Source organism: Segatella copri (assembly GCF_009494835.1).
GTDB lineage: Bacteria > Bacteroidota > Bacteroidia > Bacteroidales > Bacteroidaceae > Prevotella > Prevotella copri_F.
The window spans coordinates 1-16,488 of record NZ_VZBE01000059.1; the positions used below are offsets into that span (position 1 = coordinate 1).

The window sequence follows — 16,488 nt, forward strand, 5'->3', positions numbered from 1 at the left end:
TCAAGTGGCTCAGTTAACTTACTCAAGTGGCTCAATCAGCTTACTCAAGTGGCTCTGTCAGATTACTCAAGTGGCTCAATCAGCGAGTCCAGCCGTCTGAGTAAGCGAATCCAGCCGTCTGCGTAACCCAGTTCAGCCATATCCTTAACCCGACGCAGCCACATCAGTTGGTAAACGGAAGAACATCGTTTGTTTACCTCATTTGGGTGGGCAATGACTACCAGGGCAATTTAGTCTTTCAGAGGGTACCATGAGGGCCAATAATAGGTACCATCAGGGCCAATCATGTGTTTTCTGATATGCCCGAATGACTATCTTGGCAAATCTTAAAAATGCAAGACTTTGAATATCAGACAGTTAAATGCTAATTTTTCTTTCCTATACTATACCAAGTATATTATATATATACATTTACATCAATTACACTATACGTAATACGGGAAGAAAAAGATTTTTTTTTCAACAAATCAGCTATTAAAATGCATTTTTTCTCTTCAAAAAATTGCATAAGTCTGAAATAAATATTACTTTTGCAACATAAAAAATATAAAGCTTATGAATTATCCCCAACGTATGTACAGCAAGACCGAGCTGGGTCTGCTCTACTTTCCCGACACAACCGACGGGGCGACAGCGCGCCGTCATATCATGGTATGGATTAAGCTGACGAGCCGGGGGCATAAAGAAAGACCGCCAGGCGTTTCTTTCTACACCTGGCGGTCTTGATATTTCACAGAATAAGAACTTAGTTTTTCTTCCAAAGCTTGGTCATATCCTCCAATGTCTTACCCTTGGTCTCAGGAACGAGCTTCCATACAAAGATGGCAGCGAGGATACAGATAACACCATACAGGCCATAGGTGAACCAATAGCCCAGGCTGTTAGCCATCGGAACGAAAGAGGTAGAAACAATCCAGTTGAAAATCCACTGGAAGGCTACGGCAATCGCTACGGCAGCACCACGAATCGTATTAGGGAATACCTCGGCGATAAGTACCCAGCAGATTGGTCCCCAAGAGAACATGAATGATGCAGAGTAAACCATGATAGATACCATGCACAACAACTGCAGATGAGGATTACCGAAGGTGATGGCTACACCAATGGCACCCAATGCCATGCCCAGAGAACCGGTGATGAGCAAAGGCTTACGACCCAACTTCTCTACCGTAAAGATAGCTACACAGGTGAAACCGAGGTTCACGATACCATTGAATACGGTCAAGACCATCGGATTGTCAAAGCCCATGGCATCATAGATGCGAGGAGCATAATAGAGCACGGCATTGATACCTACAGCCTGCTGGAATACAGAAAGCATCACACCTACGAAGATACAGAGCACACCGTAAGTAAGCAGCTTCTCCTTCTTCTCAGTAACCGTATTCTTGATGTCATCCAAAATCTTCTTAGCCTCCTCAGCACCATTGATGCGAGCCAGAATACGCTCAGCCTTCGCATCCTGACCAACCATGGCAAGATAACGGGGAGTCTCCGGAACGAAGCAGATAAGCAGAGCAAACAAGCCCGCCGGAACCATCTCAGAACCAAACATATAGCGCCATCCGGTTTCGATAGCCCAGGCAGCCTCGCCACCATTCAGAATCTGGTTCATACCATTGCCCACACTCTGGATAGCAGGAGCAATATGATCGCCAAGAATGAAGAAGTTGACGAAATAAACCACCAGCTGACCGAAGATGATGGCAAACTGGTTCCAGCTGACCAACATACCACGGATGTTGCTAGGCGCAATCTCACCGATATACATCGGACATACAGCAGATGCCAGACCCACACCGATACCGCCAATCACACGATAGATGTTGAACACGACGAGAAGCGTAAGATTAGGTTCGCCCTTTGGCAACACCAAAGACTCCGGGCACATCGATCCCCATGCAGAGATGAAGAACATCACACCCGCAAAGATCAGCGAGCGCTTACGGCCCCAGTTAGAAGCCAGCACACCCGAAAGTGCCGAACCGATGATACAACCGATGAGGGCACTGGAAGAAGTGAATCCATGCCAGAAATCGGTATAGGTGAAATCCTCAGCACCCATGAAGAATGCCTGCAAACCCTTCTCGGCTCCCGAGATAACTGCGGTATCATAACCGAAAAGCAAGCCGCCCAAAACGGCTACCATCACAATTGAAATAAGATAGGCTCTTGAGCCCGTTTGTTTTTGTTCCATTATTCTTAGGTTTAAATTTTAATCACTTTTCTGTAGAATAGCGTAGCATTTACCGGCAGGAAATCTCCTTTTTTCATGCAAAAAATCAATCCCCACCTGATAATATACGTTTTTTCTTTATAAATATTACGTTCAACATGCGGTTTTCCCCTATTTTTTTTGTAAATTTGCACCAAAATAAGAAGAAACATAGAATTTAGGTAATATGAACATAGCAGATTTTCTACATCAGCAGGGCGATAAGCGAGGCTTTTCGTTCGAGGTTTTACCTCCGCTGAAAGGTAACGGAACAGCAGCACTCTTCCGTACCATCGATGCGCTGAGCGAGTTTGGTCCTCGCTTTATCAACATCACTACGCACCATAGCGAGTATGTATACAAGGAACTGGAAAACGGTCTCCTCACCCGCCAGCGTGTGCGCCGCCGCCCTGGCACCGTAGCCATCGCAGGCGCTATACAGAATAAGTACGACATACCTGTCATCCCTCATATTATCTGCAGCGGTGCTACGAAGGAAGACATCGAGTACGAACTGCTCGACCTCCAGTTTCTGGGCATCAGCAACATTCTCGTTCTGCGAGGAGACAAGGCGAAAGAAGACCGGCAGTTTACACCAACCGAGAATGGTCATTCCCATGCCACCGACCTTCTGAAGCAGGTGAATCAGTTTAATGAAGGTTTCTTCTTTGATGGCACTCCCATCAAGCACCCGGGCGACAAGTTCTGCTGCGGTGTAGCCTGCTATCCGGAGAAGCATGAAGAGGCGCCAAACCTCGAAATGGATATGCAGCATCTGCTGGAGAAGCAACAGTTGGGCGCAGCGTATGCCGTTACCCAGCTCTTCTACGACAACGAAAAGTTCTATGCTTTCGTTGAAAAGGCGCGACAGATGGGCGTAACCATCCCTATCATTCCTGCCATCAAGCCTTTCGCCAAGTTGAGCCAGCTCACTGTAGTGCCGAAAACCTTCCACTGCGATATTCCTGAAGAACTCGCACAGGAGGTATTGAAATGTAAAACTGACGATGATGCCAAGCAGCTCGGTATCGAGTGGACAACCGCTCAGGTGCAAGATCTCTTCGAACATGGTTACAACAATGTTCACTTCTTTACCGTATCGGCTGTAGACAGCGTCAAGCAAATAGCAAAAATACTGTTTTAAATGCAAAAAAATGAAGTTATAGGTCAGCAAGAAGTATGGAACCGTCTCATGGAGATGGTTCAGGAGAACCGTTTGCCCCATGCGCTGATGTTCTGCGGCCCGCAGGGTTGCGGCAAACTGGCGATGGCACTGGCTTTTGCCAGCTATCTTCTGGGCGATTCACCGATGCTCAGGAAATGGGAACATCCGGACCTCCACTTCACCTTTCCTACCATCAAGACCGCCAATATGGGCAGCGAACATAAACCGGTGAGCCTCGACTTCATCAAGGAATGGAGAGAGCTGCTGCTTTCTAAAGGTCCCTACATCCAGATTAGCGACTGGATGCTGAAGATGGGCAAGACGGATGCCGACTATAACAAACAGGCTATCATCACTGCCGAAGAAACCGATGCCATCTCTCACGAACTGATGATGATGTCGAGTCAGGGCGGATATAAGATAAGTCTGATATGGCTCCCGGAACGTATGAACATCCAGAGTGCCAACAAGATACTGAAACTGTTGGAGGAACCGCCACGCCAGACGGTGTTCCTGCTGGTAAGCGAGAATCCGGAACTGCTGCTCGAAACCATCAGAAGCCGTACACAGCGTATCGACTTCAAGAAGATAGAAACCGCTGAGATGGAAAAAGCGCTGACGGAACGGAGGGCGCTGGAGCCAGAAACGGCACACCGCATAGCCCGTATCGCCAACGGCAACTGGAACCTCGCACTCGAAGAACTGGATGCAGGAAACGAAAACCGGCAACATCTCGACATGTTCATCATGCTGATGCGACTGGCTTACATGCGCAAGATTGGTGACCTCAAGAAGTGGACCGATGTGATAGCCACCTTCGGAAGAGAAAAGCAGAAACGCATGCTCGACTACTTTATGCACATGCTCAGAGAAAGTTTCATGTACAACTTCCGGAATCCGGAACTGAGCTACATGACGCAGGATGAGGAGAACTTTGCCAAGAACTTTGCCCGCTTCATCAACGAGGCAAACATCATTGACATCTCCAACCTCTTCGAAGACAGCAAGCGCATGATTTCGCAAAATGCCAATGCCAAAATCGTTTTCTTCGATATGGCGCTCAAAATCATCGTCCTCCTGCTTAGGAAGTGAAGCTCCAGAAGCAGCACGCCCTGAAAGGGCAGAAGCTCCTAGCCCAGGGCATCGCCCTGGGTATAATGGCAGACAACAAGGCGCCCTGTAAGGGCAAAAGCTTTATGTCTTGTTTGGAGTTTTAAAGCTTTTGCCCTTACAGGGCGACAAACTAGCGCCCGTAATAACCCAGGGCGATGCCCTGGGCTAGGAGCTTCTGCCCTTTCAGGGCGTATGGGGCAAAACAGGGCGTATGGGGCAATACAGGGCGTATGGGGCAAAACTTGCGAAAGTTCTGTTCATTGTTCATTATAAATTATGACATTATAAATTATACATTATAAATCAGATTATCGTGGATTACAAAAATATGAAATTCAGGATGTGTAACGGCTGCGACCGTGGTCTGTGCGCTAAGGGCGTAGGAAGACAGGACAGACAGCTAAACACATACGACTGGCTTGCCGATGTACCTGGCAATGCTGAAAGTACTGACCTCGTGGAGGTACAGTTCAAGAATACCCGTAAGGGATATTACCACAATGTGAATAACCTCGACCTGAAGAAGGGCGATGTAGTGGCTGTAGAGGCTAACCCTGGTCACGACATCGGTGTGGTTACGCTGACCGGAAGACTGGTAAAACTCCAGATCAAGAAGGCAAACCTCAAGTCGCAGGATGATATCAAGCGTATCTACCGTATCGCCAAGCAGGTGGATCTTGACAAATGCAAGGAGGCTAAGAGCCGTGAACACGCTACCATGATCCAGAGTCGCCAGATTGCCAAAGACCTGGGACTGAAGATGAAAATAGGTGATGTAGAATATCAGGGAGACGGCAATAAGGCTATCTTCTATTACATCGCTGACGAACGTGTGGACTTCCGCCAGCTCATCAAGGTTCTTGCCGATACCTTCCATGTACGCATTGAGATGAAACAGATCGGTGCAAGACAGGAAGCAGGCCGTATCGGTGGAACGGGTCCTTGCGGCAGAGAACTCTGCTGCGCTACCTGGATGAAGAACTTCATCAGCGTTAGCACCAATGCAGCACGCTACCAGGACATCTCACTGAATCCTCAGAAACTTGCCGGTATGTGCGCCAAACTGAAGTGCTGTCTCAACTACGAGGTAGACAGCTATGTAGAGGCTAGCAGAAAGTTACCTCCTAAGGATGCCGTACTGCAGACAGCCGACGGTGATTTCCATCAGTTCAAGGTGGATATCCTGGCAGGTCTTATCACCTACTCTTCTGACAAGAACCTGGCTTCCAACCTCGAAACCATCAGTATCGAGCGTGCCAAGGCTATCATCGAAATGAACCGTCAGGGCGAGAAGCCATTGAGTCTGCTGGAAGACGGTAAGGCAAAACCTGTAGCCAAGCCAGTCGACCTGCTTGCCGAAGCTGATTTGAGCCGCTTTGACAAGGCTAAGAAAAAGAAGAAGAAGAACAATAAGAACAAGGGACCTCGCCAGCAGGAGGGAGACAACAAGCCTCAGAAGAACGAGAACCGCGCGCTGAATGGCGACAACAAACCTCAGAAGAATGAAGGCAAGCCAAACAACCAGCGCCGCGACAACCGTAATCAGGGCAATCATCCTAAGGGTGACAACCGCCAGCCAAGAAACGACAGACGTCCTAACAAGGGAAACAAGCCGCAGGGCGGTAACAAGCCGCAGGGTGGAAACAAGCCTCAAGGCAATAACGCCCCTCAGGGTGGAAACAAGCCACAGGGCAATAATGCCCCACAGGAATAAAGAATAGGAGCTAGAAAAAGATGAAAAAGACAGTTTATTTCATCGTTTTGACAGCGATCGTTCACATTCTCTCTGCCTGCAGCGGTTCGACCGTATACGATGAGTATGCCCATACACCGATTGCAGGATGGGAGAAGAACGACACCCTATCATTCGAAGTATCACCTCTACTCGAGCCCGGGCATTACAGGCAAAGCCTAGGACTTCGCATTACAGGTGCCTATCCGTTCATGGGACTTACGCTCATCGTAGAACAGACGGTTTATCACAGAAACAGAAAGATGCCTGGCGAATGCAAGATAGATACGGTAAACTGCCAGCTGATTGACAAAAACGGCGTGAGCAAAGGACAGGGTATCAGCTACTATCAGTATAACTTCCCTATCAACATCTATCAGATGCATCAGGGCGATTCCATACACGTAGCCATCAGACATGATATGAAAAGAGAAATCCTGCCCGGCGTGAGTGACATCGGCATCAAGATTTCCAAGATACAATAAAAAAAAGAGTGAACAGATTCATCAACAATCTGTTCACTCTTTTTTTTAACTTCTCACTAAGTTCCTTCCCGCATCAATTCTCAAGAAGATGAAAAGAAGGATGGTGAATCCCCATAACGAACTACCACCATAACTGAAGAACGGCAGCGGAATACCGATAACCGGAGTTAAACCCAACACCATTCCCACATTAATAAACAGGTGGAAGAGGAATACCGACAGGACACAATAGCCGTAGATACGCCCGAATTTGTAAGGTTGCCGCTCAGCCAGATGCATCAACCGCAATATCAAAGCCAGGAAAAGCAGCAGCACGCCTGCCGAACCGAGGAAACCTTCCTCCTCGCCTACCGTACAGAAGATAAAGTCTGTATCCTGCTCAGGCACGAACTTCAGTTTGGTCTGCGTTCCATTGAGGAAACCTTTGCCCTGAAGTCCGCCGGAACCAATGGCAATCTCACTCTGATGCACGTTATATCCCGCACCAGCCAAATCTTCATCCAGTCCCAGCAGTACGTTGATACGCACTCTCTGATGAGGTTCCATCACATGATTCAACACATAATCGGCAGAATAGAAGAAAGCGATACTTCCCAACGAAAAGATGGAGATGAGGAAGTAATTCCGGAACCGGGTTCTCAGTCCCTGATAAACCAGGAATCCGATGAGCATAGCACACAGGAAGAGCTGGATCCACACAATGTCGAACGGAATGACATAGGTAGAAAAGAGCACGAAGAGCAGCGTAATGCCTACCGAATAGGCAAGGATTATCAGTGCCTGTTTCCTATCGCCCGTATAGGAGTTCACCATGCCAGCCGTAAAAATCTGCACCAGCAGAAGCACAACAAACTTACCCACAGAAGTATAGGTATCCCACATCATCACGTTCTCATACTTCACACCCACTACGAAGTAAGCCACCATCGACACGCCGGTAAAGAGAATGGCACCCGGCATTCCTTCGCGGTAAAGCATGAGGAAGAATGAAAGATAAACCAAGGCAGAACCCGTTTCGCGCTGACCTACGATACAGAGCATCGGCAGAACGATAATGCCTACGGCTGCCATGAAATGCTTCAGGTTCTGCATACTGAAACCATAGCTTGACATAAACTTGGCTACCGCCAGAGCCGTAGCAAACTTACCGAACTCAGCCGGTTGCAGTCGGAGCGGTCCCAACACCAGCCAGGAGTGGGAACCCTTGATGCTATGCGGATTGAATATCGTAGCAAAGAGCAAGAGTATCAGGACGCCATAGATGACATACGAGAAGGTATCGTAAAACCGGTCATCAAGCAGCAGGATTACCAATCCCAGTGCTATGGATGTGCCAATCCATATAATCTGCATACCCGAGCGGGCACCCAGACTGAATATCTCGTTGTCACCATAGTTATAGCTGGCTCCACAGACGCTCACCCATCCAAAGATGAGGAGTGCCAGATAAAGACCTATCGTCCACCAGTCAAGTGAAGCAAGCACACTAGGTTGTTTATTATCGATCATAATCTATAAACTATAAACTATTAACAGAAAACTATCTACTGCTTAATCCGTAGGCGATTCTACGGGCCTGCATCTCTGCAGCCCTGCGCTCAGAATCAGGAGATAACTTACCCTTGAGATACTGTTCCATCATCAGACCACCGATAGGCACACCATAGTCAGCACCCCAACCACCATTCTCTACATACACGGCAATGGCAATCTTCGGGTTGTTCATCGGAGCAAAGCCCATGAATACAGAGTGGTCGTGGCCACGGTTCTGTGCCGTACCCGTCTTGCCGCAAGCTTCGAAATCGTAGCGGCCGAGCAGCTTACAGGTTCCCTTCAGTGCCGAACTTCTCATACCGGCTACCACATAGTTGTAAGCCCGTCGGGAAGCCTTGGTATAATGGCGTCGGGTATAGAGCGTATCAAGCGGTTCTCCCTTCACCTTTCTCACTACATGAGGCACATAATAGTATCCCCTGTTGGCAATGGTAGCACCCAGGTTGGCTATCTGCAACGGCGTAAGGTTAACCTCACCCTGACCGATAGAAATACTGATTACCGTCAGTCCGTTCCATGAACCTTTGTAAGCCTTATCATAGAACTGTGCATTCGGAATCAGACCGCGTTTCTCGCCAGGCAAGTCGATGCCCAACTTATATCCGAATCCCATACTCACCATATAATCTTTCCATAAGGTCATCGCATTCTGTACGCTGCCATACTTCTTGCGGTTACCTATCATATAGTAAAGACCCCAACAGAAGTAACCATTACAAGAGGTACTGATGGCATCAACCAGCGAAATAGGCGACGGGTGACCATGACAGCCCACATGCAGACCCTTATAAGAGAAACCATGATTACATGGGAATGCTGTTCCCGGTGTGATGATACCTTCAGTAAGATAGGTCAGCGCCTGGCTGGTCTTAAAGGTAGAACCCGGAGGATACTGTCCCTGAATACTACGGTTCAGGAGCGGTTTCCAAGGATTCTGCGAGAGCCACTTGTGCATCTTGCCGCGGTTTCTACCCACCAGACGTCTTGGATCGTAAGAAGGAGAAGAAACCATAGCCAGCACATCGCCCGTTCTAGGATCGATGGCAACGATACTGCCGATTTTACCCTGGAGCAGACGTTCGCCCAAGGCTTGCAACTTGACATCCAATCCCAGCGTCAAGTCCTTTCCAGCCACAGGTTTCTGGTCGAGTTTACCATTCTGATAGCTACCCTGTATTCTTCCGTGGGCATCTCTCAGCATGATCTTCACACCCTTCTCACCACGCAGCTGCTTCTCATAAAACTTCTCGATACCCAGTTTTCCGATATAGTCGCCAGCCTGATAGTAGTCATCATCTTCAATATCGCTTTGCGAAACCTCACCCACATCACCCAGCACATGGGCAGCATAAGGGTAGGTATATTCTCTGACGGTACGTTTCTGGACATAGAAACCGGGGAATCGGAACATCTTCTCCTGGAACACACAGAAATCCCGGTCGCTCAGCTGTCCCATAAAAAGCTGCTGGGTATAGCGCGAATAGCCCGGGTTCTTAGAGCGGTCCTTGATATCGTTCATTCGCTTGATAAAAAACTCTTTCGTAATACCCAGCGAATTACAGAAATCCATCGTATCAAGCCTGCCGCTCTCCTCGTTCATGACCACCATCAGATCGTAAGACGGCTGATTATACACCAGCAGCTTACCATTACGGTCGTAAATGGCACCACGGGCGGGAAACTCAATATGCTTCAAGAAGGCATTACTGTCGGCATTCTTCTTGTAGTCGTCGCTCATAATCTGAAGCGTAAACAGACGAATCATGTAAATGACCACAATAGCTATGGCCACTCCACCGATAACGAATCTACGTTTTTCAAGATTGTAATCCAACATACCTTATTATATATAGCAAACTAAAAATCGTGTTCTTTTCTCTCTCATCACTTATCCGGAATCTTACTTTCTGAAACTTTCTGTCGCCATCACCAATATATAAGTGATAACCGTACTTCCGCCTATACATTCCAACCAGTGAACCCAATTAAAGAAATTGAATGTTTCGAGTGTAAAGAACAATAGATTATAAACGAGAATGATGAAGAATACGTACCAGCAATATGCACCTACGCCGATAGAACGCATGGACGGTTCCAGATCGTCGGCGCTGTCACGCGGTACGAAAAGTTCAAACAAATAAGGTTGTAGCAGTCCTACGGCAGTCATCGAAGCTGCTGCAACACCTGGCGTATTGGCAAATACGTCCACACAAAGCCCCATCATAAAGCACCACAATAACACCGCCCATTTAGGATGGTTGCGGCGGAAATGCAGTACCATAATGATATACAGCAAGGGGGTGGCACAATTGAATAGATGAATATGATTAAACACCAATCCCTGTACCAGCACGAGCACCACAAAGGTAGCTAGTCTTTTCACTAAATCTATACTCATTGCTTTTTATATCCTCTTACTATACGTCATTATTGATTATTGTCTCCATTTGTTGCGATGCTATCCTGTGCTGCACGCATAATCTCCAACCGCTCTTTCATGGCGGCATCATCAATTACACATACATCACGCAGACGGGCAAAATCGGTAGAGAGGCGAAGTTGTACGCGATACGACAGTCCATCGGCGGAGTTGAACACGTGCAATATCCTACCTACTCTCACTCCAGGAGGGAATACAGCAGAATAGCCACTCGTTACCACATAGTCACCCAATTTAAAGTGAGCATGACGTGGCACCTCTTCCAGATAGGCAAGGTCAGACACACCACCCTTCCAGCGCAGATAGCCAAAATAGCCTCTATTCTGAATCATACAACTGATGTTCGACTTCGTGTTCAATACCGGAATCACGATAGCGTAATGTTCTGCCACCAGATACACGATACCCACAACACCCGTACCGCTGATTACACCCATATCCTTGTGGATGCCATCCGCGCTACCCTTGTCAATTGTCATCAGGTTGCCGGGTTTATCGACACTATTCGCCACTACCTTAGCCGGAATCAGACGATAGTTTCTCAGCAATGCAAACTGGTCACGATGGTAGATGCTGCTATCCTTGGTCACGCTCACGAGACTGTCGGAAAGTTTCTGCACCTCCTGTTCGAGATATGCATTGCGCTGTGTCAGTTCCTGGTTCACCTTGGTAAGTGAGAAGAATGTTTCTACATTCGCATCCCATTCATACAACTTACCCGTTACGGCATTAGCCGAGGAGAACCAGGCACTGCCCTGATAGCTGTTATACTGAAACAACAGCACCATACTCACCACCTCAAGAATCAGGAAGACAAACCAATGGTTGTATTTCGCTAAAAACTCTAAAAGGTTGCGCATACTTTATTCTTACTATTAGAATAAGTTCTGATTATCTCATCAAGAATGAGAAACGGTCTACATTCTTCAACGCAATACCAGCACCCTTGGCAACACTGTGCAATGGATCTTCTGCGATGTGGAATGGGATATTGATCTTATCCTGCAAACGCTTGTCGAGACCGCGGAGCAAAGCACCACCACCAGAGAGCCAGATACCATTCTTCACGATATCGGCATAAAGCTCAGGAGGTGTGTTCTCCAATGCTGAGAGCACAGCGTTCTCAATCTTTGCCACGGTCTTATCCAGACAGTGAGCAATCTCCTGGTAGCATACAGGTACCTCCATAGGCAACGCTGTAATACGGTTAGGACCATGTACGATGAAATCTTCTGGAGCCTCATCACCCAGATCGGTCAGAGCTGAGCCCACATGAATCTTGATACGCTCAGCCATACGCTCAGAAACCTTCACGTTGTGCTGACGGCTCATATATTCCTGAATATCGGCAGTAAGGTCGTCACCGGCTGTACGGATTGAGTTGTTCGATACGATACCACCCAATGAGATGACAGCGATTTCGGTAGAACCACCACCTATATCAACAATCATATTACCCTCTGGAGCCTCAACATCGATACCGATACCGATAGCGGCTGCCATTGGCTCAAAAATCAAATATACATCACGTCCGTCGGCATGCTCGGCAGAGTCGCGCACTGCACGAAGCTCAACCTCGGTAGAACCAGAAGGTACACCGATAACCATACGGAGTGAAGGAGAGAAGAGACGGCTACCAGTATGAACCATCTTAATCAATCCACGCATCATCTGCTCACAGGCAGTAAAGTCGGCAATCACGCCATCACGCAATGGTCTGATAGTACGGATATTATCATGAGTCTTCTCGTACATCATCTTAGCCTTCTCGCCCACAGCAATCATCTTGTCGGTGCGGCGGTCAAGGGCTACAACAGAAGGTTCATCCACTACAATCTTATCATCACTGATAATGATGGTATTGGCTGTACCCAAGTCCATTGCGATTTCCTGAATAAATGAAAAAAATCCCATTTCGTTTCTAAATTATTTTAAGCTTAAAATTTTCTTTTTATTTAAGGAGTTAAGGAGTTAAAGGAGCATAGAAGCCACGGCAACAGTCTGTCATATACCGGGGATAGAATCCCCGCAGACACTTGTCCTGACTTCTTCCACTTCTTAACTCCTTAACTACTTTATTTTTCCGAGAGTTTACTTAGCAAACCATGCATGGATTGCAGTATCGTAGTGAGAGCTTACACCGAATGCACGCTCTGCAAACATCTTGCGGTCTTCGATATCTGTCTCAGCACCCTTCTTCTTCAGGATATCGAGCAAAACGCCGTATTCTGCCTTGCTAGGAACGATCACCACGTCCTTGAAGTTTTTGGCACCTGCACGGATCAAAGAGATACCGCCAATATCGATTTTCTCGATGATATCAGCATCGCTAGCGCCGCTAGCTACAGTCTGTTCGAAAGGATACAAGTCTACGATGACGAGATCGATAGAAGGGATTTCGTATTCCTTCATCTGCTCCTGGTCACCCTCGTTGTCACGGCGAGCCAAGATACCTCCAAATATTTTAGGATGAAGAGTCTTTACGCGACCACCCAAGATAGATGGATAGGTAGTGACCTCCTCAACTTTCTCGCATTCATAACCCAAAGATTCGATAAACTTCTGGGTACCACCAGTACTCAGGAATTTTACACCCTCTTCATTCAACTTGGCGAGCAATTCGTCCAAGCCATCCTTGTGGAAGACAGACACCAACGCTGTCTTGATTTTCTTTGTTTCAGCCATTGAACTTATAAATTATAATTTATGATGGTGCAAAGGTACGAAGATTATTTTGATTACACAACATTTCCCCCCATAAAATAGCATTATTTAAAGGATATTTAAAAGATAATTGAGAGAAATCAAGAAATAAGCAATCTGAGCGAATTCTAATTCTATCATTTCTTCGCGTACTGAACTTTCGCCAGTAAGCCCTCACGCCCTGAAAGGAGCCTGGGCCTTCAGCCCGTACTCAAACCGTCTTCTTCTGTCATTCTGTCCGGAAATATCTCTTATTTCTATCTTTTATCTACCCAAAACAAGACAGATTGTCAGTAAACCATTGATTTTCAACGAATAGGCATAAGTTTCGCTAAAGGATGGGAGGAACGCACCGGGAGGTTTCCGAAGAGGAGATTCCGGCGCTCATCCAAATAACACAAATATGAATATATAATATAAGAAAGGAGATATTAATATGACATTCGACAAATTTACAATCAAGGCGCAGGAGGCGGTACAGGAAGCCGTAAACATTGCGCAGCGAAATGGTCAGCAAACCATCGAACCGGTGCATCTGCTTAGCGGTATCCTTGAAAAGGCTACCGATGTGACCAACTACATCTTCCAGAAGTTGGGCATGAACGGACAGCAAATCGCCATGCTCTTACGTCAGGAGATGCAACATCTGCCTCGTGTGCAGGGCGGCGGTCAGCCGTACCTCAGCAACGAGACTAACCAGATACTGATGAATGCCGAGGATACCGCCAAGAAAATGGGCGACGAGTTCGTTAGCGTAGAACCTATCCTGTTGGCTATCGTACAGGGCAACTCTACTGCTGCACGTATTCTGAAGGATGCTGGTGCAAATGCCAAAGATATGCTCGCTGCCATCCAGGCACTGAGACAGGGACAGAACGTAAAATCACAAAGCGCTGATGATAACTATCAGAGTTTGGAGAAATATGCGAAAAACCTTGTAGAACAGGCAAGAAGCGGCAAGCTGGACCCAGTTATCGGACGTGATGAGGAAATAAGAAGAGTACTCCAGATTCTGTCACGAAGAACCAAGAACAACCCTATTCTGATAGGTGAGCCTGGTACAGGTAAGACCGCTATCGTAGAAGGTCTTGCCGAGCGTATCGTACGTGGCGATGTACCCGAGAATCTGAAGAACAAGCAACTCTATTCTCTCGATATGGGTGCGCTGGTAGCCGGTGCCAAATATAAGGGTGAGTTCGAGGAGCGTCTGAAGAGCGTCATTAAAGAGGTAACCAACGCCAACGGCCAGATTATCCTCTTCATCGATGAGATTCACACGCTGGTAGGTGCTGGAGGTGGCGAAGGTGCCATGGATGCAGCCAACATTCTGAAGCCAGCCCTGGCTCGTGGTGAACTGAGAGCCATCGGTGCTACTACCCTCAACGAGTATCAGAAGTACTTCGAGAAGGATAAGGCGCTGGAACGCCGTTTCCAGACCGTCATGGTCAATGAGCCTGACGAGGTAGACGCCATCAGTATCCTCCGTGGTATCAAGGAGCGCTACGAGAACCATCATAAGGTACGTATTCAGGATGATGCCTGCATCGCAGCCGTCAAGTTATCAGAGAGATACATCTCTGACAGATTCCTCCCTGATAAGGCTATCGACCTGATGGATGAGGCAGCAGCCAAACTGAGAATGGAGCGTGACTCTGTACCAGAAGAACTGGATGAGATTACCCGCCACTTGAAGCAGTTGGAGATTGAGCGTGAGGCCATCAAGCGCGAGAATGACCAGCCTAAGATTCAGCAGTTGGATAAGGAAATTGCAGAATTGAAGGATCAGGAGCATGACTTCCGTGCTAAATGGGAAGGCGAAAAAGCGCTCGTCAACAAGATTCAGCAGGATAAACAGGAGATAGAAAACCTGAAGTTTGAGGCTGAACGCATGGAGCGCGAAGGCAATTACGAGCGTGTGGCTGAAATCCGCTATTCTAAACTGAAGGCGCTCGAGGATGACATCAAGAAGATTCAGGAGCAGCTGAAGAGTACACAGGGTGGCGCAGCGATGGTCAGAGAGGAAGTTACTGCTGATGATATCGCTGAGGTTGTAAGCCGCTGGACCGGAATACCAGTAAGCCGTATGATGCAGAGCGAGCGTGAGAAACTGCTCCACCTGGAGGAAGAACTCCACAAGAGAGTCATCGGACAGGACGAGGCTATCACCGCTGTAAGTGATGCCGTTCGCCGCAGCCGTGCCGGTTTGCAGGATCCTAAGCGTCCTATCGCCAGCTTCATCTTCCTCGGTACTACCGGTGTAGGTAAGACGGAACTTGCCAAGGCGCTGGCTGAGTATCTGTTCAATGACGAGTCGATGATGACCCGAATTGATATGAGTGAATATCAGGAGAAGTTTAGCGTAACCCGTCTGATCGGTGCGCCTCCAGGATATGTAGGCTACGATGAAGGTGGCCAGTTGACCGAGGCTGTACGCCGCAAACCATACAGTGTGGTTCTCTTCGATGAGATTGAGAAGGCGCATCCCGATGTATTCAATACCCTGTTGCAGGTATTGGACGATGGTCGTCTGACTGACAACAAGGGTCGTGTAGTCAACTTCAAGAACACCATCATCATCATGACTTCCAACGCAAGCCGTGAGATGTTGCGCAAGACCTTCCGTCCTGAGTTTCTGAACCGTATTGATGATATCATTACCTTCAAGCCGTTGACCCAGGAGCAGATTGCCGAGGTTGTAGAACTTCAGATGAAGCGAGTAAAGAAGATGTTGGAGCCTCAGGGCTTTGAACTTCGCTGGACTCCTGCAGCTATCCAATATCTGGCAAAGGTAGGATACGACCCAGAGTTTGGTGCCCGTCCTGTAAAGCGCGCTATCCAGGATTATGTCTTGAACGACTTGAGTAAGAAGATTCTTGCAGAAGAGGTTAGCAGAGAGAAACCAATTACCATCGATCATACAGATGCAGATGGATTGGTCTTCAAAAACCAATAATTCCTACAGATAACCAATCCGCAGAAAAAAAACTGATTGAAACATAAAATAAAGAGGGTGACAGATTCAGATATCTGCCACCCTTTTTTATTTATTATACACTGTTTTTCCATCAACACACTCCACCT

Annotated in this window: 13 protein-coding genes; 6 read left to right on the forward strand and 7 right to left on the reverse strand. The window is 47.5% G+C overall.

The features are described 5' to 3' along the window. Window positions 1-573 precede the first annotated feature (573 nt). Window positions 574-726 (forward strand): DUF4248 domain-containing protein, encoded by a 153-nt coding sequence (locus tag F7D47_RS14945; protein ID WP_228113320.1) that lies wholly within the window; start codon window positions 574-576, stop codon window positions 724-726. 19 nt (window positions 727-745) lie between these two features. Here the strand turns inward: F7D47_RS14945 and xylE are convergent, their stop codons facing one another. Then, window positions 746-2,197, reverse strand: coding sequence for a D-xylose transporter XylE (gene xylE, locus F7D47_RS09120; protein WP_153084743.1), 1,452 nt, complete (start codon window positions 2,195-2,197; stop codon window positions 746-748). Between the two features lie 205 nt (window positions 2,198-2,402). Here xylE and F7D47_RS09125 point away from each other — a divergent pair, with 205 nt between their 5' ends. The 4 genes from F7D47_RS09125 (at window position 2,403) to F7D47_RS09140 (ending at window position 6,710) form a co-directional block, all read left to right on the forward strand. Beyond that, window positions 2,403-3,359: a methylenetetrahydrofolate reductase gene (locus tag F7D47_RS09125; protein ID WP_153085862.1), complete on the forward strand. Its 957-nt coding sequence runs from the start codon at window positions 2,403-2,405 to the stop codon at window positions 3,357-3,359. Then, entirely contained in the window at window positions 3,360-4,472 is a 1,113-nt protein-coding gene (locus tag F7D47_RS09130; RefSeq protein WP_153085863.1) for an ATP-binding protein, read from the forward strand. Window positions 4,473-4,806: 334 nt separating this feature from the next. Continuing rightward, window positions 4,807-6,207: a regulatory iron-sulfur-containing complex subunit RicT gene (gene ricT, locus F7D47_RS09135; protein ID WP_228113317.1), complete on the forward strand. Its 1,401-nt coding sequence runs from the start codon at window positions 4,807-4,809 to the stop codon at window positions 6,205-6,207. 20 nt (window positions 6,208-6,227) lie between these two features. Further along, on the forward strand, window positions 6,228-6,710 hold the full coding sequence (locus F7D47_RS09140; RefSeq protein ID WP_153085865.1) for a gliding motility lipoprotein GldH: 483 nt from the start codon (window positions 6,228-6,230) through the stop codon (window positions 6,708-6,710). 45 nt (window positions 6,711-6,755) lie between these two features. Here F7D47_RS09140 and rodA read toward each other — a convergent pair whose 3' ends face one another. The 6 genes from rodA to F7D47_RS09170 form a co-directional block, all read right to left on the reverse strand. Continuing rightward, window positions 6,756-8,219 carry a rod shape-determining protein RodA gene (rodA, locus tag F7D47_RS09145; RefSeq protein WP_119229728.1) on the reverse strand — a complete coding sequence of 488 codons (1,464 nt, stop codon included), beginning with the start codon at window positions 8,217-8,219 and terminating at the stop codon, window positions 6,756-6,758. 31 nt (window positions 8,220-8,250) lie between these two features. Next, window positions 8,251-10,101 (reverse strand): penicillin-binding protein 2, encoded by a 1,851-nt coding sequence (gene mrdA / locus F7D47_RS09150; RefSeq protein WP_153085866.1) that lies wholly within the window; start codon window positions 10,099-10,101, stop codon window positions 8,251-8,253. Window positions 10,102-10,164: 63 nt separating this feature from the next. Next, a complete protein-coding gene (mreD, locus tag F7D47_RS09155; protein WP_022120425.1) occupies window positions 10,165-10,662 on the reverse strand; it encodes a rod shape-determining protein MreD in 498 nt (165 codons plus the stop codon). Window positions 10,663-10,691: 29 nt separating this feature from the next. Next, window positions 10,692-11,564 (reverse strand): rod shape-determining protein MreC, encoded by an 873-nt coding sequence (mreC, locus tag F7D47_RS09160; protein ID WP_022120424.1) that lies wholly within the window; start codon window positions 11,562-11,564, stop codon window positions 10,692-10,694. A gap of 31 nt (window positions 11,565-11,595) precedes the next feature. Further along, window positions 11,596-12,618: a rod shape-determining protein gene (locus F7D47_RS09165; protein ID WP_006847875.1), complete on the reverse strand. Its 1,023-nt coding sequence runs from the start codon at window positions 12,616-12,618 to the stop codon at window positions 11,596-11,598. A gap of 177 nt (window positions 12,619-12,795) precedes the next feature. Continuing rightward, on the reverse strand, window positions 12,796-13,389 hold the full coding sequence (locus F7D47_RS09170) for a phosphoribosylaminoimidazolecarboxamide formyltransferase/IMP cyclohydrolase (RefSeq protein WP_006847876.1): 594 nt from the start codon (window positions 13,387-13,389) through the stop codon (window positions 12,796-12,798). Window positions 13,390-13,843: 454 nt separating this feature from the next. Here F7D47_RS09170 and clpB point away from each other — a divergent pair, with 454 nt between their 5' ends. Next, on the forward strand, window positions 13,844-16,360 hold the full coding sequence (gene clpB / locus F7D47_RS09175) for an ATP-dependent chaperone ClpB (protein WP_117694020.1): 2,517 nt from the start codon (window positions 13,844-13,846) through the stop codon (window positions 16,358-16,360). Window positions 16,361-16,488: the final 128 nt, after the last annotated feature.

Excerpts from the sequence above, each read along its gene's own strand:
- clpB (WP_117694020.1), top strand. The coding sequence starts at position 13,844 with ATGACATTCGACAAATTTACAATCAAGGCGCAGGAGGCGGTACAGGAA.
- F7D47_RS14945 (WP_228113320.1), top strand. The coding sequence starts at position 574 with ATGTACAGCAAGACCGAGCTGGGTCTGCTCTACTTTCCCGACACAACC.
- mreD (WP_022120425.1), bottom strand. The coding sequence starts at position 10,662 with ATGAGTATAGATTTAGTGAAAAGACTAGCTACCTTTGTGGTGCTCGTG.
- F7D47_RS09170 (WP_006847876.1), bottom strand. The coding sequence starts at position 13,389 with ATGGCTGAAACAAAGAAAATCAAGACAGCGTTGGTGTCTGTCTTCCAC.
- mreC (WP_022120424.1), bottom strand. The coding sequence starts at position 11,564 with ATGCGCAACCTTTTAGAGTTTTTAGCGAAATACAACCATTGGTTTGTC.
- F7D47_RS09140 (WP_153085865.1), top strand. The coding sequence starts at position 6,228 with ATGAAAAAGACAGTTTATTTCATCGTTTTGACAGCGATCGTTCACATT.
- xylE (WP_153084743.1), bottom strand. The coding sequence starts at position 2,197 with ATGGAACAAAAACAAACGGGCTCAAGAGCCTATCTTATTTCAATTGTG.
- F7D47_RS09165 (WP_006847875.1), bottom strand. The coding sequence starts at position 12,618 with ATGGGATTTTTTTCATTTATTCAGGAAATCGCAATGGACTTGGGTACA.
- rodA (WP_119229728.1), bottom strand. The coding sequence starts at position 8,219 with ATGATCGATAATAAACAACCTAGTGTGCTTGCTTCACTTGACTGGTGG.
- mrdA (WP_153085866.1), bottom strand. The coding sequence starts at position 10,101 with ATGTTGGATTACAATCTTGAAAAACGTAGATTCGTTATCGGTGGAGTG.
- F7D47_RS09125 (WP_153085862.1), top strand. The coding sequence starts at position 2,403 with ATGAACATAGCAGATTTTCTACATCAGCAGGGCGATAAGCGAGGCTTT.
- F7D47_RS09130 (WP_153085863.1), top strand. The coding sequence starts at position 3,360 with ATGCAAAAAAATGAAGTTATAGGTCAGCAAGAAGTATGGAACCGTCTC.